Raw genomic sequence first — 21,795 nt, forward strand, 5'->3', positions numbered from 1 at the left:
TGCGCACGCCAGGTGCGCGCTGTGCTGCCTCTGCTGGTGCTGATGCCCGCGGCCGGTGGCCTAGACCGCCTCGACAGCGGCCTGCTCGATCGCGAGCCCCGCGCTGTACCGCTCGAGGAAGACGCCGTAGCCGGCGACGTCCTGCGGGTCGGGGGCGACGACGTCGACCTCGCTGTCCCCGAAGAGGCGGGTGCTGAGGAAGGTCGGCAGGTCCTCCTCGCCCGCGGTCTCGAGGTAGGCCGCGAGCGCGGCGATCCCCCACGGGCCTCCCTCGCTGGCCGTCCGGGCCACGGCGACGGGGGCACCGACCGCCGCGGCCAGCAGTCGCTGGGCGACCCCGGCCGTGCGGAACATGCCACCGTGGGCGTAGAGGGTGTCGAGCTCGACCTTCTCGCCCGCGAGGACGCGCATGCCCAGGCTCAGGGTGCCGAAGGCGCCGTAGACCTGGGTCCGCACGAAGTTCGCGAGGGTGAGCCGGCTGTCCGGGGTGCGCACCACGAGGGGCCGGCCCTCGTCGAGCCCGGTGATCGGCTCCCCCGAGAGGTAGTTGTAGGCCAGCAGCCCGCCGCCGTCGGCCTCGCCGTCGAGGGCCTCGCGCAGCAGGGCACCGAAGACCTCGTCGGCCCCCGTCGGGTGACCGAGGGCGGCCGCGAACCGCCCGAAGACCTCGGCCCAGGCCCCGAGCTCGCTGGCGCCGTTGTTGCAGTGCACCATCGCGACGAGGTCCCCGGCGGGGGTCGTGACCAGGTCGAGCTCGTGGTGCACCTGCTCGAGGGGCCGCTCGAGCACGACCATGGCGAAGATCGACGTCCCGACCGAGACGTTGCCGGTCCGGGGGGCCACGGCGTTGGTCGCGACCATGCCGGTCCCCGCGTCCCCCTCGGGCGGGCACAGCGGGGCGCCTGGCTGCAGGGTGCCGGTCGGGTCGAGCAGCGCGGCGCCCTCCGCGGTGAGCCGCCCGGCCTCCTGGCCCGCGACGAGCACCTCGGGGAGCAGGTCGGTCAGGTGCAGCCCGGGACGGCGTGCGGCCACCAGCTCGTCGAACTGGGCGACCATCCGTGCGTCGTAGTCCTTGGTCGCGGTGTCCACCGGGAAGACCCCCGAGGCGTCCCCCACGCCGAGGACCGAGCGGCCCGTCAGACGACGGTGGACGTAGCCGGCCAGGGTGGTGAGGGAGGCGATCTGCGGCACGTGCGGCTCGTCGTCGAGGATCGCCTGGTAGAGGTGCGCGATCGACCAGCGCAGCGGGATGTTGTACCCGAAGAGCTCGCTGAGCTCGGCCGCCGCGGGACCGGTCGTGGTGTTGCGCCAGGTGCGGAAGGGCACCAGGAGCTCGCCGTCGGCGTCGAAGGCGAGGTAGCCGTGCATCATGGCGGACACCCCGAGGGCGCGGACCGTGGCCAGGGGGATCCCGTACTGCTGCTGGACGTCAGCCGCGAGGGCCGCGACGCTCTCCTGGAGCCCGGTCCAGACCGAGTCCAGCGAGTAGGTCCACATCCGGTCGACGAACTGGTTCTCCCACGCGTGCCCCCCGACCGCGAGCGGGGTGCCGTCCGAGGAGATCAGGACGGCCTTGATGCGGGTCGAGCCGAGCTCGATGCCGAGGACGGCTCGTCCGGCCGCGATCTCGTCCCGGGCGGCGGTGGCGTGGTCGTCGGTGGCCATGCGGTCCTCCGTCATTGGTTGGATCTGGGGTCGATGTTAACGCTCACACTAACACGGTGTCGACGGTGCCCCCCGGGACCTTCGGTGCCCTGGCACGGTCCCCACGAGCCCTGTGACGACGGGCTCACGGACGGGCCGGACCGCTGCTCGCGCGCACCACGAGCCGGGGCTCGATGCGCTGCCGGGACGGGGTCTCGCCCTCGATCGCGGCGAGCAGCACCTCGAGGCACCGGGTCCCCAGGGTACGGAACTCCTGGCGCACCGTGGTCAGGGGCGGGTAGAAGTTCGCCGAGCCGTCCACGTCGTCGAACCCCACCACCGACACGTCCTCGGGCACCCGGAGCCCTCGCTCGGCGAAGGCCCGCAGCAGCCCGAGGGCGAGCTGGTCGTTGGCCGCGAAGACCGCGCTCGGCGGCCCCTCGGCCACGACCTCGAGGCCCACCTCGTAGCCGCGGTCGGCGCGCCAGTCCCCCGCGATCTCGGTCCGGGCCTCGACGCCGACCTCGACCAGGGCGTCGCGCCAGGCACGCGCACGGGCGCGGGCGTCGAACCAGTCCTCGGGGCCGGCGAGGTGCACGATGTCGCGATGGCCGAGGTCCAGCAGGTGCTGCACGGCCATCCGGGCCCCTGCGTACTGGTCCACCGCGACCGAGTACAGCTGCGGACCCTGCAGGTCCTCGGGGCCCACCATGACCACGGGGACGGTGCTCTCGAAGCCCCGGACGGCGTCGGCCGCGTCGTCGTGCGAGGCCACCACGACGATGCCCTCGACCCCCTGCGACATGAAGTGCTCGAGGGTCCGCAGCAGCGCCGGGACCTCCCACCGCGCCACCGTCGCGAGGCTGACGAAGTACCCGGCCTCCCGCGCGGCCTCCTCGATCGCGATGAGGGTGCTCGTCGGACCGAACAGCGCCGAGCCCGAGGTGACCACACCGAGCGTGCCGGTGCGCCGGGTGACCAGGGCGCGGGCCGCGACGTTGCGGCGGTAGCCGAGCTGCTCGATCGCCTCGAGGACCCGCTGCCGCGTCTCCGGGCGGACGCTCGGGTGGGAGTTGAGCACCCGAGAGACCGTCTGGTGCGAGACCCCCGCGACGACGGCGACGTCGCTCATCGCGGGAGGGCGACGGGGCGTCACCCGTCCATCTCGGCGGCGAGCTCGCGCGACCTGTCCCGGGCCGCCTCGGCCGCGGCGAGCACCCCGGCGCGGACGCCGTGGGCGTCGAGCTGCCGCAGCGCCGCGACCGTCGTGCCCCCGGGGGAGGACACGCGCTCGCGCAGCACCACCGGGTGCTCCCCGCCGTCCTCGAGCAGCGCGACCGCCCCGCCGAAGGTCGCCGTCGCGAGCTCGAGGGCCTGGGCCCGGGGCAGCCCGAGCAGGACCCCGGCCTCGGCCAGGGCGTCGACCAGGTAGAAGACGTAGGCGGGGCCCGAGCCGGAGACGGCGGTGACGGCGTCGAGGTGCTTCTCCGGGACCGTCAGCACCAGGCCGGTCTCGGCGAGCAGGGCCCGCACCGTCTCGAGGTGCTCGGCGCTGGCGTGGGAGCCGCCGCTCAGCGCACTGGCCCCCCGACCGACCAGGGCCGGGGTGTTGGGCATGACCCGCACGACCGCGGTGCCCTCGGGCAGGTGGCGCTCGTAGAAGGACAGCGGGACTCCCGCGGCCACGCTGACCACCACGGCCCCCTCCCGCAGGCGGGGCCCGATCTCGGTGAGCACCCCGGCGAGGTCCCCGGGCTTGAGGGCCACCACGACGACGTCGGCCCGGCTCGCGACCTTGGCGTTGCCGTCCGCGGCTCGCACCCCGTACCGCTCGGAGAGCTCGTTGGCGCGATGGGCCGACGGCTCGCTGACACTGAGGTCGTCGACCTCGACACCAGCCCGGAGCATCGCCCCGACGAGGGCCTCGCCCATCACCCCGCCCCCGAGGACGGCGACCTGGCCGAAGCGGGACGTGCTCATGGGCTGCTCCTCGGGTGACGCGGACGGTGCGTGCGTCAGCCTAGCCAGGCCGAGGGCGTCAGAGCGGGTAGCCCGTGTAGACGTCCCGGACCGCCGCGGCCGGGCCGTCGACCTGGAGCAGCACGGTGCCGTTGGTCCACCACGCGGTCGCGGTGCCGTCCTCACGGGTGAGGATGACGTAGCGCCCGACCTCCTCGCGGTCGACCTCGACCGTGCCCTCGTCGACCCCCGGGGCGGCGACGGCCCCCTCGGCGGCGCTCTCCTCGGCAGTGCCCTCCTCGGAGGCCTCCTCCTCGGAGGGCGCCTCAGCACGGGCTGCCTCGATCTCCTCGTCCGCAGCAGCGAGCTGCTCGGCGAGGGCCGCCTCGGTCTCCTCGGCGTCGGCCCACTGCCCCGCCCGCACCGTGATCTCCTGCGAGCCGTCCGAGTAGTCGAAGCGGTAGGCCTCGATGGCGCCGGCCTCGACCAGCGCGGACTCCTCGGCGGTCTCCGTGAGGGCGAAGGCCAGGATCGTCGAGGGCAGCGCCTCGAAGAAGGCGGTGCCCTCCTCGCGCTCGGCCGGCTCCACGGTCGGGGTCGGCACCGGCAGGGTCACGATCTGGGGGTCGGGCGGCGGGGCGGTCTCGGCGTTGTTGGTCACCGCGAGGATGATCCCCACCACGGCGGCGACGAGCACCACGGCGCCGACGACGAACGCCCACCGAGGGATCCGTCGTCCTGCCGGCGCGGCGTCCTGGGCAGTTCCCTCGGCCTCGCGTCGACCTCGTCGCGAGTCCTCGCCCGTGCCCGCCGGGATCGGTCCCGTCGGTGCCCCGCGTGCGTCCCCGCGGGGCCGTCGGGTGCTGTCATCCATGCGTCGTCTCCTACCGCTGCCGTCGCGGCAAGACTATGGCCTCGCCGCACCTGTCACCGGTCGAGGGCGCCGACGGCCCCGAGGCGGGGCCCCGTCAGCCGGTGAGGTCCCGGCGGCGGAAGGCCCGCGTGGCGAGCAGCACGAGGGCGAGGGCGACCGCCCCCTGGGCGACCAGCGGGCCGAGCTCGAGGGCCTCGTGCGGGAGGGCGGGAACCAGACCGAAGGGGGCCGCGTCGAGCACGACGTCGGGCAGGTTGAGGATCGGCCCGTAGAGACCGACGAGGATCGAGGCGACCAGCAGCAGCCACACGCCCCACGTCCCCGTGCGCGCCGCGTACGCGAGGGCCGCGAGCCCTGCGAAGCACAGCACGAGGGGCAGGTGGACGAGCGCCGCGACGGCGAACTCCCCCGCGAGCCCCGCCCGGCCGGTCGACAGCCCAGCTCCCAGGCCCAGGGCGAGTCCGGAGACCACGAGCAGCACCACCGCCCCCACGGCCGTGACCGCCAGGGAGGAACCGAGCCACCGGGGCCGGCTCACCCCGCAGGCGACGACCATCCCGGTGCGGCCCTCGTCCTCGTCCCGGCGCAGGTGGTTGACCGAGATCACGGCGTAGACCGCGACGGCCATGGCGAAGAAGCCGAGGAAGGCCGCGAGGGTGGCCAGCAGCATGTCCTGGGCACCGGAGGTGCCGAAGACCTGGGCCAGCTCGGGCTGCTCGAGGAAGCTGTCGACCACGCCCTGGCCCATCGACCCGGTCAGCCCCGCGAAGACCGCGAGCCCCACCCCCCAGCCCACGAGGCTCACCCGCTCCATCCGGAGCGCGAGTCCGACCGGGCGCACCAGCCCACGGCTCGCCCCCGCACGGCCGGGGCGGGAGGCCACGAGCCCCGACCCGACGTCGCGCCGGACCACCAGCACGTACGCGACAGCGATGAGGAGCACCGCCAGGCCCAGCCCGAGCAGCAGAGGCCACCACCTCAGGTCGACGAAGGCGCGGGTCTGCTGCACCCAGCCGATCGGTGACGCCCAGGACGACGCGCTGCCGCCCAGCTGCTGGGCGTCACCCACGCCGCGCAGCACGTACGCCAGGCCCAGGACCGCCCCGGCCGTCCCGCTCGCGCTGCGACCGTGGTCACCGAGCTGGGCCGTCACCGCGGCGACGCCCGTGAAGACCAGGCCGACGGTCGCCACCCCGACGGCGACAGCCACCGAGTCCACGAGGGCGAGGTCGTTGGCGCTCAGCGCGAGGACCAGCGCGAGGGCCACGACGAGGTTCGCGACCACCGCGACCACGAGGGCCGCGGTCAACGGGGCGTAGCGACCCACGGCCCCGGCCCGGACGAGCTCGGCGCGGCCGGTCTCCTCCTCGGCCCGGGTGTGGCGCACCACGAGGAAGATCGACATCAGGGCGACGGCCACCGAGATCATGCCGACGAGCTCGTTGGCGACCATCGCACCGAAGGTGTAGTCCGCCAACCCGTAGCCCGGGCCCGTGAGCAGGGCCCCGGCCGGGTCGGCCATGATCGCGGCGCGGGTCTGCCGGGCCGCGGCGTCGGGGTAGGCGAGCGGGATGGCCAGGCCCATGTACCCGACCAGCCCGGCGACGCCCAGGGCCCAGGCCGGGATCCGCACGCGGTCGCGGCGCAGACCGAAGCGCACCAGCCGGCGGGTGCCCGTCAGGCCGTGGTCCCCGCGGGTCGCGGCGACCGGCCGCGCGGGGGCCGCCCCGGTCACCGCGCTCACCGTGCACCCCGTGCGGCGCCGTCGGGCACCCCGGCCGCCCGGGTGCCGCCAGGCGCCCCGGACGGCGCGGTGCCGCCAGGCGCCCCGGACGGCGCGGTGCCGTAGTGGTGGACGAAGAGCTCCTCGAGGGTGGGCGGGGTCACCTGCAGGCTCTCGATGCCGTGGGGGGCCAGGCGGGACATCAGCGCCGAGAGCGCCGGGTCGTCGACCGTGAGCACGGTGCGGCCGCCCTCCTGGCGCACCTCGTGGACGCCGTCGAGCAGGTCCAGGCCGGTGACCTCCTGGGTGGTCACGACCGAGACGGTCGACCGGGTGAGGTGGCGCAGCTCGGCCAGGGTGCCGCTCTGCACGTCCCGGCCCTGACGGATGATCGTCACGCGGTCGCAGAGCTTCTCGACCTCGGCCAGGATGTGGCTCGAGAGCAGGACCGTGGCCCCGGCCGCGACGGCCTCGGTCACGCACTCCTGGAAGACCAGCTCCATCAGCGGGTCGAGGCCCGAGGTCGGCTCGTCGAGCACCAGGAGCTCGACGTCGCTCGCGAGGGCCGCCACGAGGGCGACCTTCTGCCGGTTGCCCTTGGAGTAGGTCCGGGTGCGCCTGCTCGGGTCGAGGTCGAAGCGCTCGAGCAGCTCGGCCTTGCGGCGCTGGTCCAGCGAGCCGCGCAGGCTCGCGAAGAGGTCGATGGCCTCCCCGCCGGTGAGCTTGGGCCACAGGTTCACGTCCCCCGGCACGTAGGCCAGGCGGCGGTGCAGGCTCACCGCCTGGTCCCAGGGGTCCGCGCCGAAGATCCGGACGCTGCCGGCGTCGGCGCGCAGCAGGCCGAGGAGCACGCGGATCGCGGTGGACTTCCCGGCGCCGTTGGGGCCGAGGAAGCCGTGCACCTCGCCGGGCTCGACCACGAGGTCGAGGCCGTCGAGGGCCAGCACGCGGCCGAAGCGCTTGGTCAGGTCGTGGACGTCGATGACGGGGTTCACGGGGCACCTCTCGGGGTCGTACGGGGACTGCGGGGCGCGGAGGTCAGCCCTCCGCGGGCGGGTCCGTGACGTACATGAGGTAGGCGTCGAGCATCGAGCGGTCGGTGAACAGCCCCTGGGTGAAGAGCTCCATCGCGGGCAGGCCGGTGCGCTCGAGGTAGCCGTGCAGGTAGGCGCGCAGGTCGGCGGGGTCCTCGGGCGGGTGGAGCGCGATGTCGAGCAGGAAGGCGCCGTAGCCCATCACCGTCAGGTACCGGGCCCGGGCGACCTCGTCCCGGCTGGCGAGGATGGTTCCCGCGGCCACCCCCTCACGGAGGTACTCCTCGGCGTCCGCGGCGAAGTGGTCGAGGAAGGCCCGGGCGAGATCCCCGCCGGCCTGCATGCTGCGCAGCGCGTAGCCGACCAGCGGCGCCCACTCGTCGAGCTCGGCCATCCGCGCGAGGAGCTGCGTCGGGCCTGTCGGGCCCACGGCGTCCCGCTTCTGCTCTCGGATGACGGCGAGGACGTGCTCGTCGCAGGCCTCGCGGAGCCCGTCCTTGGAGCCGAAGTGGTGCACCACGAGGGCTGCGCTCACGCCGGCTTCCTGCGCGATGGTCCGCAGGGAGGCCCGGAAGCCCTCGCGGGAGAAGCGCAGGACGGCAGCGTCCCGGATCCGCGCGCGGGCGGTCGAGTCCTCGGCCGCAGACGCTGAACGCATGTTCAAGATGCTAAACGCGCGTTCAGTTGGGCACAAGGGGTTGTCGCAGGGCGAAGGGAGGAGGTCCGTCCAGGAGGGCCGGGGATGCCCTCGGGACCGCCCTGCGGGATGTCAGCGGGGACCTCCCGGGGATGTCGGTGCCGGCAGCTAGCGTCGCGGGCGTGACCTCCTCGACGACCGCCCGCTCACGCTCGGCCCGCCCTGCCCGCCCCGGCTACGTGTGCACCGAGTGCGGGTGGACCACCGCGAAGTGGGCCGGTCGGTGCGGCGAGTGCCAGGCATGGGGCACCGTCAGCGAGGACGCCGGGCCGACCGCGGGGCCGCGCACCGTCGCGACCAGCCCCGCGCGTACCCCCGCGCGCCCGATCGCCCAGATCGACGTCGAGACCGCTCGGGCCCGGCCCACCGGGGTCGAGGAGCTCGACCGCGTGCTCGGTGGCGGCCTGGTCCCCGGAGCGGTCATCCTCATGGCCGGGGAGCCCGGGGTCGGCAAGTCCACCCTGCTGCTCGACGTCGCGGCCCGCGTGGCCCGGCACCCGGGCCAGCGGGTGCTCTACGTGACCGGCGAGGAGTCCGCGGGTCAGGTCCGGCTGCGCGCCGAACGGATCGACGCCCTGGCCGACGGGCTGCTGCTCGCGGCCGAGACCGACCTGGGCACGGTGCTCGGCCACATCGAGGCCGACTCCCCCACCATGCTCGTGGTCGACTCGGTCCAGACCATCGCCTCGGCCCAGGTCGACGGCGCCCCGGGCGGGGTCAGCCAGGTGCGCGAGGTCGCGGCCGCGCTCATCGCGGTGGCCAAGGAGCGCGACATCCCCGCGGTCCTCGTGGGGCACGTCACCAAGGACGGCAGCGTCGCGGGGCCACGCACCCTCGAGCACCTCGTGGACGTGGTGTGCCAGTTCGAGGGGGACCGCCACTCGCGGCTGCGCATGGTCCGCGCGACCAAGAACCGGTACGGGCCCACCGACGAGGTCGGCTGCTTCGACCTGTCCGAGACCGGGATCGTCGGCCTCACGGACCCGAGCGGGCTCTTCCTGTCCCACACCCTGCACCACGTGCCCGGGACCTGCGTGACCGTGACCCTCGAGGGTCGCCGGCCCCTCGCGACCGAGGTGCAGGCCCTCGTGGTGCCCTCGATCCTCAGCAACCCGCGGCGCACCACGAGCGGCATCGACTCGAGCCGGCTCGCGATGATCCTCGCCGTCCTGCAGCGCCGGGCCGGGGTCGGGGTCGCCGACCGTGACGTCTACGTCTCGACCGTCGGCGGGGCCCGGGTCGCCGAGCCCGCCTCGGACCTCGCGGTCGCCCTCGCCACCACCAGCGGGGTCGGCGACGTCCCCCTCGGCGCGGGCCTCGTCGCCCTCGGCGAGGTGGGTCTCGCCGGGGAGATCCGTCCGGTCGTGGGGCTGGTCCGCCGGCTCGCCGAGGCCAGGAGGCTGGGCTTCACGCGGGCCGTCGTGCCCGCCGGCGGGGTCGAGGCGGCCCAGGTCCCCTCGGGGCTCGAGCTGGTCGAGGTCCGGGACCTCGCCGAGGCCGTCCGCATGACGCAGCGCCCAGCCGCCGGCAGGGCGTGATCACGCCGGGTCGACATCACCCGGACGGCGCAGGTCCCGGCGCGGCGCGCCCGGGCGGCACCCCTTCCCAGCGCCCCGCCCTCGCGTACGATTCGCACGTGGTCACCACCGAGCGCTCCGCCGAGGACAAGCTGCGCTCCACCCTTGCCGCCGTCGCGCCGGGCACCGAGCTGCGGGACGGTCTCGAGCGCATCCTCCGCGGTCGTACCGGCGCCCTGATCGTGCTGGGCCACGACGACGTCGTGGAGTCCATGTGCTCGGGCGGCTTCACCCTCGACGTCGACTTCTCCGCGACCCGGCTGCGCGAGCTCGCCAAGATGGACGGGGCGATCGTCGTCGACCGCTACGCCACCCGGGTGGTGCGGGCCGCCGTCCAGCTGCTGCCCGACCCGACCATCGAGACCACCGAGTCAGGCACCCGGCACCGCACGGCCGAGCGCGTGGCCAAGCAGTCGGGCTTCCCCGTGGTCTCGGTCAGCCAGTCCATGCGGATCATCGCCCTGTACGTGGGCGGGTCGCGGTACGTGCTCGAGGGCTCGGACATCATCCAGTCCCGCGCCAACCAGGCCCTCGCGACCCTCGAGCGCTACAAGTCCCGCCTCGACGAGGTCAGCGGCGGCATCGGCTCGGACCGCCAGCTGGTCATCCGCGACTACGTCGAGGCCAACCGCGCCGGACGCAACCTGGTCGACGTGCAGACCGACCTCGCCGCCCTCGACGCCACCGAGCTCCTCGACCTCGCGCACATCGCCCGGGTCCTCGGCCTCGTCGCGATCGACGACTCCCTCGACGGCGCCGTCGGCCCGCGCGGCTACCGCCTGCTGTCCAAGGTCCCGCGGCTGCCCTCCACCATCGTCGACCGGCTCGTCGGGCACTTCGGCGGGCTGCAGAAGCTCCTCGCGGCCGGCATCGACGAGCTCATGGGCGTCGAGGGGGTCGGCGAGCAGCGGGCCCGCGCGGTCCGCGAGGGACTGTCCCGTCTCGCCGAGTCGAGCATCCTCGAGCGCTACGTCTGACTACTCGAGCACGAAGGCCACGGGCTCGACCTCGACACCCAGCACCGTCGCCGAGGCCGTGTAGGTCCCCGGTCGCGGCTCGGGAAGGCCCGCGGTGCACTCCTCGTCCGACCGCTCACGGGACCACGCCCGCTCGACCGGCACCTGCGCGCCCGGGTCGAGGAGCAGCAGGCGCGGCTCCTCGACCTCGGCCTCGCAGTCGGTGCTGGCCCAGATCCGGTCCGAGCCCGAGGTGATCGTGATCGCCGACGTCTCGGAACCCACCTCGACCGTGCACGCGGCCTCACCGGTGTTCGTCACGGTGAGGGTCAGCACCGGCGCAGACTCCGCCGGATAGCTCTGGGCGTCGGTGGCCAGCGTCGCGGTCAACGCCCCGGGGTCGCAGGAGATGGGGGCGCCACCCGCACCGCCCTCCTCGGCGGCGCCGTCCTCGGTCGGCGCGCCCTCGGACCCCTCAGCGGCGGGGGTCTCCTCGGCGGATCCCCCCGAGACGAGCGCGCGCACGCCGAAGGAGGCGACCACGACCAGCAGGACGGCCAGGACGAGGACGACCACGCGGCGCACCCAGTAGACCCGGTCTGGCTGCGGGCCGACGGGCTTCAGGACGGTACTCATGGACCCTCCCCTTCTCCTGCCCCTACGCTACGGCCGCCCCACCCCGGCCTCCTGGTGGCGCGCCGGGGGCCCGCGCGCGCCACCTCGCCCACGCCAGGCATGATCGTCGCGTGGTCCACCCCCTCGTCCCCCCGGTGATCGACTGGTTCGCGGCCCACGCCCGTGACCTGCCCTGGCGTCACCCGAGCTGCACCCCGTGGGGGGTGCTGGTCAGCGAGGTCATGCTGCAGCAGACCCCCGTGGTCCGGGTGCAGCCGCGCTGGGAGGAGTGGATGGACCGCTGGCCCACCCCGGCCGACCTCGCCGCCGCGACCCCCGCCGAGGTGCTGCGCGCCTGGGACCGGCTCGGCTACCCGCGGCGGGCCCTCCGGCTGCACGCCTGCGCCCAGGCCGTCGTCGACCGGCACGACGGCGCGGTCCCCACCGAGGAGGCCGCCCTCCTCGCCCTGCCGGGGGTCGGCACGTACACCGCAGCGGCCGTGGCCGCCTTCGCCCACGGGCGTCGCTCCGTGGTGGTGGACACCAACGTGCGCCGGGTGCTGACCCGCACCCTGGACGGCGAGGCCCTGCCGCCCCCGCACCTGTCGGCCGGAGAGCTGCGCCGTGCGGGCGAGCTGGTCCCCGAGGACGACGCGACCTCCGCACGCTGGAACGCCGCGGTCATGGAGCTGGGTGCCGTGGTCTGCACCGCCAGGTCGCCGCGGTGCGAGGCGTGCCCGGTGCGTGAGCAGTGCGGCTGGCTGGCCGCGGGACGTCCGGCCGACCTGCACGTGCTGGTCCGGCGCCGGCAGGCCTGGGAGGGCACCGACCGGCAGGTGCGGGGCAGGGTCATGGCCCGGCTCCGGGCTGCAGATCACCCGGTGCCCGGAGCGGTCCTGGAGGACGTGACCCTCGACGCCGAGCAGCGCGCCCGGGTCCTCGCGGGCCTGCTCCTCGACGGCCTGGTCGAGAAGCTCGACGACGGCTACCGGCTGCCCGGATGAGCATCCAGCTCCCCGCCGGCCTGCTGGCCCTCCCCGACCACGGCGCCACGTGGCAGCCGTGGCTCGACGGCCTGCCACGCCTGCTCGAGGAGGTGCTCGGCGACTGGTCCCTGGTCCCCGACGGCGTGCCGGGACACGGCGAGTGCGCCCTGGCTGTCCCGGTCCGCACCGAGGAGGGGGAGCCTGCGGTCCTCAAGCTCGGCTGGCCGCACGAGGAGTCCGACCACGAGCACCTCGCCCTGCAGCACTGGCACGGGCAGGGGGCGGTGCACCTGCTCACGGCAGACCCACGGCGCGGCGCCCTGCTCCTCGAGCGCGCGAGCACCACCGACCTCGGGTCGATCGATGCGGTCGAGGCCTGCGCCGTCGTCGGCGGTCTGTACCGGAGGCTGCACCGGCCCGCCCTGCCGCAGCTGCGGGCTCTGTCCGGGGTGGCGGCGGACTGGGCCCAGAGGCTCGTGGCCCTGCCCCGGGACGCACCGGTGCCGCGGCGGCTCGTCGAGCAGGCGGCCTCGCTCGCCCGCACCTTCGCGCGCGCCGACGGGGTCGACGAGACGCTGGTCCACACCGACCTGCACTACGCGAACGTGCTCGCGTCCACCCGGGAGCCGTGGCTCGCCATCGACCCCAAGCCCCTGGCCGGGGACCCGGCCTTCGAGGTCGCCCCCCTGCTGTGGAACCGGTGGGCCGAGGTGGTCGCGACGGGCGAGGTGCGCTGGGCGGTGCAGCAGCGCTTCTGGTCGGCGGTGGACGCGGGCGGCCTCGACCCGGACCGTGCACGGGACTGGGTGGTGGTACGCGAGGTGGTCATGGTGCTCTGGTGCCTCGAGGCCGCGGACCGCGAGGGCCGCTCCCTGACCTCGGCCGACCGCGAGTGGATCACCCGGGCCGTCACGATCGCCAAGGCCGTCCAGGACTGACGGCTCGCGCCCTCAGGGCATCTCGAGGAGCATCCGGGTGTTGCCGAGGGTGTTGGGCTTGACCCGCGCCAGGTCGAGGAACTCCGCCACGCCGTCGTCGTGCGAGCGGAGCAGCTCGACGTAGACGTCGGCGTCGACCGGGGTGCCGTTGATGGCCTCGAAGCCGTGCTGGCGGAAGAACTCGACCTCGAAGGTCAGGCAGAACAGGCGACGCAGCCCGAGGTCCTGGGCCCGCGCGACCAGGGCGTCGAGCAGGGCGTGCCCGACCCCGCGGCCCCGCCACGCGCGATGCACGGCGAGGGTGCGCACCTCGGCGAGGTCGGTCCACATGACGTGCAGCGCGCCGCAGCCGATCAGGGTGCCGGTCTCGTCCTCGGCGACCATGAAGTCCTGCACGGCCTCGTAGTAGCCGACCAGCTCCTTGGCCAGCAGGATGCGCTCCTGCGCGTACGGCTGGACCAGGTCGCGCAGCTGGGGCACGTCACGCGGCAGGGCGGGGCGGAGCACGTACGGCCCGGTCGACGGCTCGGCCGACGGCACGGGCTGGTCAGGGATCTCGTCAGGCACGGACCAACGCTAGAGCAGATCAGGGCACGACGGCGGCCGGCAGGTCGACCAGGGCCGCCGCGGTGACCTCGTCGATCACCAGGTCCGTGACGGCCCCCGCCGCGAGCGCAGCACGCAGCGGGGCGACCTTGTTGTCCCCGGCGACGGCACAGACCCGGCGCGGGATGCGGCGGAGCTCGGTGGGCGTGGGGCCGGTCGCGCGGGCGTTGAGGGCGACGTCGGCGTAGCTGCCGTCGGCCCGCAGGAACACGGTGCACACGTCGCCGACCACGCCCTCGTCGTGCAGGAGCGTCACGTCCTCGGCGTCGAGGTAGCCCGCCGAGTAGACGTGGCTGGGCACCCCGCCGCTCACGGCGCCCACGCTGAACAGGGCGATGTCCGCGCGGCGCTGGACGTCGAGCACCCGCCGGACCGACCGCTCGCGCCACATCGCGGCCTTGGTCTCGGGGTAGTCGAAGAAGGCGGGCACCGGGAAGTGGTGCACCGCGGCGTCGAAGGCCCCACCGAACCCGGAGATGAGGTCGCTCGCGTACTCGACGCCGCTGGTCCGGGTGTTGGCGGCCCCGTTGAGCTGCACGACGGCGCTGCCGCGGGTGGCCTTGGGGGTCAGGTTGCGTCCGATCGCGGCCAGGGTGGTACCCCAGGCCAGGGCGAGGACCATCTCGGAGTCGAACCACGAGCCGATGAGCTTGGCGGTGGTCAGGGCCACCTGCTCGAGGCGCTGGAGCTCGGTCGCGGAGTCCGGCACGGGCACCACGTACGCCTCGATCGCGTGCTCGCGGGCGATCGTGCGGCTCAGCCCCGGGGCGAGAGTTCGTGCAGGGCGGATGGTGATCTCGACCAGCCCGGTCTCACGGGCCCGCTTGATCAAGCGGGAGACGGTCGACCGCGAGGTGCTCAGGTGGCGGGCGATCACGTCCATCGTCATGTCCTGCAGGTAGTACATCGATGCTGCTCGCAGCACGTCCTCGCGCTCCATCGCGCTCTCCGCCCTCTCGTGGGTCGTCGGGGTCCTCTCCCGGCCAGATCCCGCACGACCCAGTCTTGCACGTTCGTGCACTCGGGTTGCGCGTTCGTTCTCCCCGTGGAAAACATAGGACAAGCCGCGCGGCCGGCTGCTTCGTGAAGCCTCCGTCCCGGAGGCCTCCGTCGAGGGTCGCCGCGCACCGCGGAGCGCCATCGTGCGTCGAGGAGGACGAAGTGAAGACAGCCGCCCTGACCCCGGAGTCCAGGACCAAGGCCCTCGATGCGCTCGACGCGTCGTCGACCGACGGGAACGAGCTCGACGTCCTGGTGATCGGCGGCGGCGTCACCGGAGCCGGCGTGGCCCTCGACGCCGTGACCCGCGGCCTGCGGGTCGGCATCGTCGAGGCGCAGGACTGGGCCTCGGGCACCTCGAGCCGGTCGAGCAAGCTCGTGCACGGCGGGCTGCGGTACCTGCAGATGCTCGACTTCCACCTGGTCCACGAGGCCCTCACCGAGCGCGACCTGCTGCTCAAGCGGATCGCCCCGCACCTGGTGCGCCCGGTCTCCTTCCTCTACCCCCTCGAGCACAAGGTCTGGGAGCGGGCCTACGTCGGTGCGGGGGTCGCCCTCTACGACACCCTGGCCAGCCTGGCCCCGGGCAACCGGGCGATGCCCTGGCACCGGCACCTCAGCCGCAAGGGCATGGAGCGCATGTTCCCCGACCTGCGCCACGACGCCGCCGTCGGCGCCGTCCGTTACTGGGACGCGAGTGTCGACGACGCGCGCCTGGTCAGCACCCTGGTCCGCACGGCAGCCTCCTACGGGGCCCACGTCGCGAGCCGCACCCAGGTGGTCGAGCTGACCCACCGCGGGACCGGCGCCGTCAACGGCGCGGTGCTCGCCGACCTCGAGACCGGGCGGCGGGTCACCGTGCGCGCCGACCAGGTCATCAACGCCACGGGCGTCTGGACCGAGGAGACCGAGGCCCTGGCCGAGGCCGACGGCGGCCTGAGGGTGCTGGCCTCCAAGGGGGTGCACATCGTCGTGCCCCGGGACCGTATCCGTGGTGACGTCGGGCTGATCCTGCAGACCGAGAAGTCCGTGCTCTTCGTCATCCCGTGGTCGCGGTACTGGGTGATCGGCACCACCGACACCCCCTGGGAGCAGGAGCTCCAGCACCCCGTGGCCACCGCGGCGGACATCGACTACGTGATCGAGCACGCCAACACGGTGCTCGCCCGTCCCCTGACCCGCGACGACATCATCGGCACCTGGGCGGGGCTGCGGCCGCTGCTCCAGCCGGGCACCAAGGAGGGCACCTCCTCGGCCAAGGTCTCGCGCGAGCACACCGTCGCCTCCCCGACCCCCGGGCTGACGGTCGTCGCGGGCGGCAAGCTGACGACCTACCGGGTCATGGCCGTCGACGCCGTGGACTTCGCCCTCGGCGGGCGCGCCAAGCAGCTGCCCTCGATCACCGACCGGATCCCCCTGGTCGGCGCCGAGGGGCACGCCGTGCTCCAGCGCCAGAGCCGCCGCATCGCCGCGGCCCACGGGTGGAGCCGAGCCATGGTCGACCACCTGCTGCACCGCTACGGGTCGCTGCTCACCGAGATCATCGAGATGGTCGAGGCCGACCCGTCCCTGGGGCGCCCGCTCGAGCACGCCCCGGCGTACCTGCGCGCCGAGGTCGCCTACGCGGCCAGCCACGAGGGCGCCCTGCACCTCGAGGACGTCCTGCTGCACCGCACCCGGCTCGTCTACGAGCAGGCCGACCGCGGCCTGGGCGCGATCGAGGAGATCGCCGACCTGGTCGGCGAGCGCCTCGGCTGGGACGAGGCGACCCGCACGGCCGAGATCGCCTCCTACCGTGCGCGGTGCGAGGCCGAGGAGGCCGCCTCCCACGAGACCGACGACGCCGGAGCCGAGACCGCTCGCCTGGCGGCCGAGGACATCACCCCCCTGGTGCCCCTGGGCACCTCCGCCGAGGGAGGGACCAAGCCCGGCTCCTCCCCCCACGACCGCGGTACCGCAGGTCCCGCCGGGACCTGAGGCCCGCCCCGACCCCCCGGGTGACCTGCCCGGGGGACCTCGACCCTCCGGGCACCAGCCCGGAGAGCACGTGACAACGACGTCCCGCTGACGAAACGAGGAATGCCATGGACCCCAGTCTTCTCGATGTCTTCATCTCTGAGGTCATCGGTACCGGGCTGCTGCTGCTGCTTGGTGCCGGTGTGGTCGCCAACGTCATCCTGCCCAAGACGAAGGGCAACGGCGGGGGCTGGCTGCTGATCAACTTCGGCTGGGGGCTCGCCGTCTTCGCCGGTGTGTTCGCCGCCTGGCAGTCGGGCGCCCACATCAACCCGGCCGTGACCTTCGGCCTGCTGGCCAACGGTGTGGAGGAGTACGCCACCGGCGTGCCGGTCACCGTGGCCTCGACCCTGGTCTACGTCGCCGGCCAGCTGCTCGGCGCGTTCCTGGGTGCCGTGCTCGCCTTCGTCGCCTACAAGCCGCACTTCGACCAGGAGGCCGAGGCGGGCATCAAGCTGGCCGTCTTCTCGACCGGCCCGGAGCTGCGCTCCTACGGCTGGAACTTCGTGACCGAGGTGATCGGCACCTTCGTGCTGGTGTACATCGTGATCCAGTTCGGCAACACGCCCAACGAGCTCGGCCCGCTCGCCGTCGCCCTGCTCGTCGTCGGCATCGGCGCGAGCCTCGGCGGGCCCACGGGCTACGCCATCAACCCCGCTCGTGACCTCGGGCCTCGTATCGCCCACGCCCTGCTCCCCATCAAGGGCAAGGGGTCCAGCGACTGGGGCTACGCCTGGGTGCCGATCGCCGGCCCCATCGTCGGTGGCGTCCTGGCCGGACTGCTCGCCGCTGCCATCGGCTGACCCGTGCGGACCTTTCCCTCAGGGCCCCCAGCGGCCCGCACGACCATCACCATCAACGACGACGTGAAGGACTGACATGGCTGACTACATCCTTGCCATCGACCAGGGCACGACCAGCTCGAGGGCGATCGTCTTCGACCACTCCGGGTCGATCCACTCGACCGGCCAGCTCGAGCACGAGCAGATCCTGCCGCGTGCCGGCTGGGTCGAGCACAACGCCGAGGAGATCTGGACGAACGTCCGCGAGGTCGTGGGCCTGGCCCTGACCCGCGGCAACCTCACCCACGAGGACATCGCGGCGGTAGGCATCACCAACCAGCGCGAGACCGCCGTGGTGTGGGACCGCACCACGGGCAAGCCCGTGTACAACGCGATCGTCTGGCAGGACACCCGCACCCAGAAGATCTGCGACGAGCTGGCCGCCCTGGGCGGCGGGGCCGAGCGCTACAAGGAGAAGGTCGGCCTGCCCCTGGCGACCTACTTCTCCGGGCCGAAGATCCGCTGGATCCTCGACAACGTCGACGGCGCGCGGGAGAAGGCCGAGGCCGGGGACCTCATGTTCGGCAACACCGACTCCTGGGTGCTGTGGAACATGACCGGTGGGGTCAACGGCGGTGTGCACGTGACCGACGTGACGAACGCCTCGCGCACCATGCTCATGGACGTGCGCACCCTCACCTGGGACGAGGAGATCGCCGCCGAGATGAAGATCCCGGTGTCGATGCTCCCCGAGATCCGCTCCTCCTCCGAGGTGTACGGCGAGGGGCGCAAGGGCGGCATGGTGCCCGGGGTCCCGATCGCCGGCATCCTCGGCGACCAGCAGGCGGCCACCTTCGGCCAGGCCTGCTTCGAGGTGGGCACGGCCAAGAACACCTACGGCACGGGCAACTTCATGCTGCTCAACACCGGGACCGAGCCCGTCCAGTCCAAGAACGGCCTGCTCACCACGGTCTGCTACAAGATCGGCGACGCCCCCGCGGTGTACGCCCTCGAGGGCGCGATCGCGGTGACCGGCTCGCTGATCCAGTGGCTGCGGGACAACCTCGGCATCATCAAGGACGCGGCCGAGAGCGAGACCCTCGCCAACAGCGTCGAGGACAACGGTGGCGCGTACTTCGTCCCCGCGTTCTCGGGCCTGTTCGCCCCGCACTGGCGCTCGGACGCCCGCGGTGCGCTCGTCGGGATGACCCGCTACGTCAACAAGGGCCACATCGCGCGGGCCGCCCTGGAGGCCACGGCCTTCCAGACCCGCGAGGTGCTCGACGCCATGAACGCGGACTCGGGCGTGGACCTGACCGAGCTCAAGGTCGACGGCGGCATGATCGCCAACGAGACCCTGATGCAGTTCCAGGCCGACATCCTCGGCGTCCCGGTGGTGCGGCCCAAGGTCGCCGAGACCACGGCCCTCGGCGCGGCCTACGCGGCCGGCATCGCCGTCGGCTTCTGGTCCGGTGAGCAGGACGTCATCGACAACTGGGCCGAGGACAAGCGCTGGGAGCCCTCGATGGAGGACGAGGCGCGGGAGAAGACCTACCGCAACTGGAAGAAGGCTGTCACCAAGACCTTCGACTGGGTCGACGAGGACGTGGACTGAGCCTCACCGCCTGATGACCACCGCCTGAGCTGCAACGCATCACCAGAAGCCCCGCCACGCCCCGAGCGCGGCGGGGCTTCTGCACGCCCCCCAGCGCCATCCCCGGTCGAGGGAGGGGCCCAGCAGCGGGTGGTGGCAGGCTCCGCGGGGTGGTCGCGTGCGGGGGCGGCCTCGGGAGGCCAGGATGGGCGCATGACGACGATCGCTGTGACAGGGGCGTACGGCAAGGCAGGGCGAGCGGTGGTGGCCGATCTGCTCGAGCACGGCTACGAGGTGCACGCGACGGACCTGGCCGGTCCACCGGGAGCCGATGCCGGCCTCGGGACCGAGCTCCTGGTCGCGGACCTCACCGACTACGGGCAGGCCTTCGAGGTGCTCTCCGAGGCTGACGCCGTGGTCCACCTGGGCAACATCCCCGCCCCCGGCCGCGCCACGGCCCCCGAGACCCTCAACCGCAATACCGCGATGAACCAGAACGTGTTCCTCGCGGCGGCGCGGCACAACCTGCGCAAGGTGGTGTGGGCCTCGAGCGAGACCACCCTCGGCCTGCCCTTCGACGTGCCCCCGCAGTACGCCCCGGTCGACGAGGCCCACTTCCCCGTGCCGACCTCGACCTACGCCCTGTCCAAGGTGCTCGGGGAGGAGACGGCCCGTCACGTCCAGGCGTGGAGCGGCATCCCCTTCCTCGGGCTGCGGCTGTCGAACATCCACCGCCCCGAGGACTACGCGGCCGTGCCCGGCTACTGGGGCGACGCACAGCTGCGGCGGTGGAACCTGTGGGGCTACGTCGACGTGCGCGACGTCGCGCAGGGCTTCCGCCTCGGACTGGAGACCGAGACCGAGGGGGCGCAGAACGTCATCATCGCCGCGGCCGACACGATCATGAACCGTCCCTCGGCCGACCTGATGGCCGAGGTGTTCCCTGACGTCCAGCGCACCCGCGAGGTCGGCGAGTTCGAGACCCTGCTCTCGATCGACGCCGCCCGCGAGCTCATCGGCTACGCCCCCGCGCACTCCTGGCGCGACCACGTGGGCTGAGGCCTGCCCGTCTGCTCCTCGGGGCTGCTAGGTTGCGCCGACGCGCCCGAGCACCGCAGAGGAGAGTCATGCGCCCCGTCACCACCTCCCCGCCGACCTCGACCCACGCGGGGGGTGCACGGGGCGCCGCCGTCGTGATGGCCGTCGCGCTGCTCACCCTCACGGCGTGCGGCCCGGGGAGCGACGGCCCTGAGGAGGACGCGCCCGCAGCGTCAGAGGCCGACCCCGTCGGGCCAGAGGACCCCGAGGAGTCCGGGAGCCCCGACGAGGGGGAGGAGGAGGCCCTCACCGACGCGTGCGGGCGGACCTTCGCCTTCCCGGAGGACCCTGTACCCGGGGAGGTCTTCGCCGAGTGCGCCGAGGCGGCCATGCTGCTGTCGAACAGCTACCGCATGGTGCAGGGGGTGGACGGCACGCACTGGGACCGGCGGGTGCAGCTCGAGCCCGAGTTCACCCTCGACGCCACCCACGACGAGAGTGTCCGGGTCGTGGTGCGTCAGGACCGAGGGTGGGTCCGGTACCCGGACGCGGGGTGGCTCGAGGTCTACCCCGAGGCGCCCCCCGAGGCGATGATGGGCACCGCGCTGGTCACCGCGGGGATCGAGAGCTCGCGCCCGTCCTTCCACCGGGAGTACTGGCGCACCTCGCCCGAGTTCTTCCCGACCGGCCCGCGGGAGATCGACGAGACGGCGACCGTCGGGTTCTCGGCCACCCCCACCGACCTCGGGCTCGGGGAGGTCCTGAGCTTCGACATCTGGATCGATCACACCTACCGGCCGGTCCGCATCGAGAGCACCGTGAGCGCGATGGGCGTCGTCAGCGAGACCTTCTACGAGTTCTCCGCCTGGGGCGACCCCGTCGAGCTGCCGGAGATCGAGGAATGAGCCCGCGGTCGGCTCAGTGGAACCAGGTGCCCCCGTTGACGTCGAGCACGGTCCCGGTGCTGAACGATCCGGCGGCCGAGGCGAGGAACAGCACGGCGGCGGCGACGTCCTGGGGGCGACCGGCGCGGGCCAGCGGGGTGCCCGCGACGGCGGCGCGCTGGCCCTCCTCGGGGGTGAAGGTCGCGTGGAAGGGTGTCTCGCCGATGAACCCCGGCGCGATCGCGTTGACGGTGATGCCACGCGGGCCGAGCTCCTTGGCGAGGCCACGGGTGAACCCGTCGAGGGCCGCCTTCGAGGCGGCGTAGGCCACCGCGCCCGGCCCGCCGCCGTTCTGGCCGGCGAGGGAGCCGATCGAGACCACGCGCCCGCCGTCGGGCATCGCCGCCAGGGCGGCGCGGGTCACGTAGAAGGTGCTGGTGAGGTTGACGTCGATCACGGCGTGCCAGTGCTCGTCGCTCATCTCGGCGACCTTCTGCCGCCCGACCAGGCCGCCGGCGTTGTTGACCAGCAGGTCGATCCCCCCGCCGAGGGCCTCGACGGCCTGCTCGACGACGGCGGTCACGGCAGCGCTGTCGGTGGCGTCCAGCGCGAAGGCCACAGCGCGACGCCCCAGGCCCTCGATCTCACGGACCACCTCGGCGGCGTCGTGCGAGCGGTACGTCACGGCGACGTCGGCCCCCGCCCGGGCGAGCTCGAGGGCCACGGCCCGGCCGATGCCGGTGCCACCCCCGGTCACCAGGGCTCGCTTGCCGGTCAGGTCGGTCAGGGCTGCGGTCTCGCTCATGGTTTCTCCTTGATCAGAGGACGACCCCCGCCGAGCGCCTGCGAGAACGCTCTGCGGGGGTCGTCATC

The 21,795-nt window shown here is 73.6% G+C and carries 20 protein-coding genes; 9 read left to right on the plus strand and 11 right to left on the minus strand.

Translation table 11 applies throughout. The features are described from left to right. Positions 1 to 60: 60 nt before the first annotated feature. The 7 genes from J4G33_RS16625 to J4G33_RS16655 form a co-directional block, all read right to left on the minus strand. Entirely contained in the window at positions 61 to 1,665 is a 1,605-nt protein-coding gene (locus tag J4G33_RS16625; protein ID WP_208057122.1) for a xylulokinase, read from the minus strand. A gap of 124 nt (positions 1,666 to 1,789) precedes the next feature. Then, positions 1,790 to 2,776: a LacI family DNA-binding transcriptional regulator gene (locus J4G33_RS16630; protein ID WP_208057123.1), complete on the minus strand. Its 987-nt coding sequence runs from the start codon at positions 2,774 to 2,776 to the stop codon at positions 1,790 to 1,792. A gap of 20 nt (positions 2,777 to 2,796) precedes the next feature. Beyond that, complete coding sequence (gene proC / locus J4G33_RS16635) at positions 2,797 to 3,624, minus strand: pyrroline-5-carboxylate reductase (protein WP_208057124.1); 828 nt, start codon at positions 3,622 to 3,624, stop codon at positions 2,797 to 2,799. A gap of 58 nt (positions 3,625 to 3,682) precedes the next feature. Continuing rightward, positions 3,683 to 4,477 carry a hypothetical protein gene (locus J4G33_RS16640; protein ID WP_208057125.1) on the minus strand — a complete coding sequence of 265 codons (795 nt, stop codon included), beginning with the start codon at positions 4,475 to 4,477 and terminating at the stop codon, positions 3,683 to 3,685. Between the two features lie 94 nt (positions 4,478 to 4,571). Beyond that, entirely contained in the window at positions 4,572 to 6,221 is a 1,650-nt protein-coding gene (locus J4G33_RS16645; RefSeq protein ID WP_208057126.1) for an ABC transporter permease, read from the minus strand. Next, a complete protein-coding gene (locus tag J4G33_RS16650; RefSeq protein WP_208057127.1) occupies positions 6,218 to 7,195 on the minus strand; it encodes an ABC transporter ATP-binding protein in 978 nt (325 codons plus the stop codon). Before J4G33_RS16650 ends, J4G33_RS16645 begins: the two co-directional genes overlap by 4 nt. Positions 7,196 to 7,238: 43 nt before the next feature. Next, positions 7,239 to 7,892, minus strand: a complete 654-nt coding sequence (locus J4G33_RS16655; protein ID WP_208057128.1) for a TetR/AcrR family transcriptional regulator — start codon at positions 7,890 to 7,892, stop codon at positions 7,239 to 7,241. A 131-nt stretch (positions 7,893 to 8,023) separates the two neighbouring features. Between J4G33_RS16655 and radA the strand changes: the two genes are divergently transcribed. Together radA and disA are read left to right on the plus strand one after the other, a co-directional pair. Continuing rightward, positions 8,024 to 9,469, plus strand: coding sequence for a DNA repair protein RadA (gene radA / locus J4G33_RS16660; protein WP_208057129.1), 1,446 nt, complete (start codon positions 8,024 to 8,026; stop codon positions 9,467 to 9,469). Positions 9,470 to 9,567: 98 nt separating this feature from the next. Beyond that, positions 9,568 to 10,485: a DNA integrity scanning diadenylate cyclase DisA gene (gene disA, locus J4G33_RS16665; protein ID WP_208057130.1), complete on the plus strand. Its 918-nt coding sequence runs from the start codon at positions 9,568 to 9,570 to the stop codon at positions 10,483 to 10,485. Here the strand turns inward: disA and J4G33_RS16670 are convergent, their stop codons facing one another. Continuing rightward, on the minus strand, positions 10,486 to 11,100 hold the full coding sequence (locus J4G33_RS16670) for a hypothetical protein (protein ID WP_208057131.1): 615 nt from the start codon (positions 11,098 to 11,100) through the stop codon (positions 10,486 to 10,488). A gap of 110 nt (positions 11,101 to 11,210) precedes the next feature. On the opposite strand from J4G33_RS16670, the gene J4G33_RS16675 reads away from it, so the two are divergent. Then, entirely contained in the window at positions 11,211 to 12,083 is an 873-nt protein-coding gene (locus J4G33_RS16675) for an iron-sulfur binding domain-containing protein (RefSeq protein WP_307793977.1), read from the plus strand. Further along, positions 12,080 to 13,003 carry an aminoglycoside phosphotransferase family protein gene (locus tag J4G33_RS16680; protein WP_208057132.1) on the plus strand — a complete coding sequence of 308 codons (924 nt, stop codon included), beginning with the start codon at positions 12,080 to 12,082 and terminating at the stop codon, positions 13,001 to 13,003. Before J4G33_RS16675 ends, J4G33_RS16680 begins: the two co-directional genes overlap by 4 nt. 12 nt (positions 13,004 to 13,015) lie before the next feature. Here J4G33_RS16680 and J4G33_RS16685 read toward each other — a convergent pair whose 3' ends face one another. Then, a complete protein-coding gene (locus J4G33_RS16685) occupies positions 13,016 to 13,510 on the minus strand; it encodes an amino-acid N-acetyltransferase (protein ID WP_208057149.1) in 495 nt (164 codons plus the stop codon). Positions 13,511 to 13,589: 79 nt separating this feature from the next. Continuing rightward, positions 13,590 to 14,549, minus strand: a complete 960-nt coding sequence (locus J4G33_RS16690; RefSeq protein ID WP_208057133.1) for a sugar-binding transcriptional regulator — start codon at positions 14,547 to 14,549, stop codon at positions 13,590 to 13,592. Between the two features lie 221 nt (positions 14,550 to 14,770). On the opposite strand from J4G33_RS16690, the gene J4G33_RS16695 reads away from it, so the two are divergent. From J4G33_RS16695 to J4G33_RS16715, 5 genes are all read left to right on the plus strand, one after another. Further along, positions 14,771 to 16,585, plus strand: coding sequence for a glycerol-3-phosphate dehydrogenase/oxidase (locus J4G33_RS16695; protein WP_208057134.1), 1,815 nt, complete (start codon positions 14,771 to 14,773; stop codon positions 16,583 to 16,585). 107 nt (positions 16,586 to 16,692) lie between these two features. Beyond that, a complete protein-coding gene (locus J4G33_RS16700) occupies positions 16,693 to 17,427 on the plus strand; it encodes an MIP/aquaporin family protein (RefSeq protein ID WP_208057135.1) in 735 nt (244 codons plus the stop codon). Positions 17,428 to 17,503: 76 nt separating this feature from the next. After that, positions 17,504 to 19,021, plus strand: a complete 1,518-nt coding sequence (gene glpK, locus J4G33_RS16705) for a glycerol kinase GlpK (RefSeq protein WP_208057136.1) — start codon at positions 17,504 to 17,506, stop codon at positions 19,019 to 19,021. A gap of 192 nt (positions 19,022 to 19,213) precedes the next feature. Beyond that, positions 19,214 to 20,059, plus strand: coding sequence for an NAD-dependent epimerase/dehydratase family protein (locus tag J4G33_RS16710; protein WP_208057137.1), 846 nt, complete (start codon positions 19,214 to 19,216; stop codon positions 20,057 to 20,059). 68 nt (positions 20,060 to 20,127) lie between these two features. Next, a complete protein-coding gene (locus J4G33_RS16715) occupies positions 20,128 to 20,943 on the plus strand; it encodes a hypothetical protein (RefSeq protein ID WP_208057138.1) in 816 nt (271 codons plus the stop codon). Between the two features lie 13 nt (positions 20,944 to 20,956). On the opposite strand, the gene J4G33_RS16720 is transcribed toward J4G33_RS16715, so the two are convergent. Next, positions 20,957 to 21,727 (minus strand): SDR family NAD(P)-dependent oxidoreductase, encoded by a 771-nt coding sequence (locus J4G33_RS16720; RefSeq protein ID WP_208057139.1) that lies wholly within the window; start codon positions 21,725 to 21,727, stop codon positions 20,957 to 20,959. Between the last annotated feature and the right edge of the window lie 68 nt (positions 21,728 to 21,795).

The sequence above is a fragment of the Actinotalea soli genome, assembly GCF_017565425.1.
GTDB lineage: Bacteria > Actinomycetota > Actinomycetes > Actinomycetales > Cellulomonadaceae > Actinotalea > Actinotalea soli.

Coding starts and splice junctions, on each gene's coding strand:
- J4G33_RS16700 (WP_208057135.1), top strand. CDS start 16,693: ATGGACCCCAGTCTTCTCGATGTCTTCATCTCTGAGGTCATCGGTACC.
- J4G33_RS16690 (WP_208057133.1), bottom strand. CDS start 14,549: ATGGAGCGCGAGGACGTGCTGCGAGCAGCATCGATGTACTACCTGCAG.
- J4G33_RS16710 (WP_208057137.1), top strand. CDS start 19,214: ATGACGACGATCGCTGTGACAGGGGCGTACGGCAAGGCAGGGCGAGCG.
- J4G33_RS16720 (WP_208057139.1), bottom strand. CDS start 21,727: ATGAGCGAGACCGCAGCCCTGACCGACCTGACCGGCAAGCGAGCCCTG.
- J4G33_RS16680 (WP_208057132.1), top strand. CDS start 12,080: ATGAGCATCCAGCTCCCCGCCGGCCTGCTGGCCCTCCCCGACCACGGC.
- J4G33_RS16630 (WP_208057123.1), bottom strand. CDS start 2,776: ATGAGCGACGTCGCCGTCGTCGCGGGGGTCTCGCACCAGACGGTCTCT.
- glpK (WP_208057136.1), top strand. CDS start 17,504: ATGGCTGACTACATCCTTGCCATCGACCAGGGCACGACCAGCTCGAGG.
- J4G33_RS16640 (WP_208057125.1), bottom strand. CDS start 4,477: ATGGATGACAGCACCCGACGGCCCCGCGGGGACGCACGCGGGGCACCG.
- J4G33_RS16655 (WP_208057128.1), bottom strand. CDS start 7,892: ATGCGTTCAGCGTCTGCGGCCGAGGACTCGACCGCCCGCGCGCGGATC.
- J4G33_RS16670 (WP_208057131.1), bottom strand. CDS start 11,100: ATGAGTACCGTCCTGAAGCCCGTCGGCCCGCAGCCAGACCGGGTCTAC.
- J4G33_RS16625 (WP_208057122.1), bottom strand. CDS start 1,665: ATGGCCACCGACGACCACGCCACCGCCGCCCGGGACGAGATCGCGGCC.
- proC (WP_208057124.1), bottom strand. CDS start 3,624: ATGAGCACGTCCCGCTTCGGCCAGGTCGCCGTCCTCGGGGGCGGGGTG.
- J4G33_RS16715 (WP_208057138.1), top strand. CDS start 20,128: ATGCGCCCCGTCACCACCTCCCCGCCGACCTCGACCCACGCGGGGGGT.
- radA (WP_208057129.1), top strand. CDS start 8,024: ATGTCGGTGCCGGCAGCTAGCGTCGCGGGCGTGACCTCCTCGACGACC.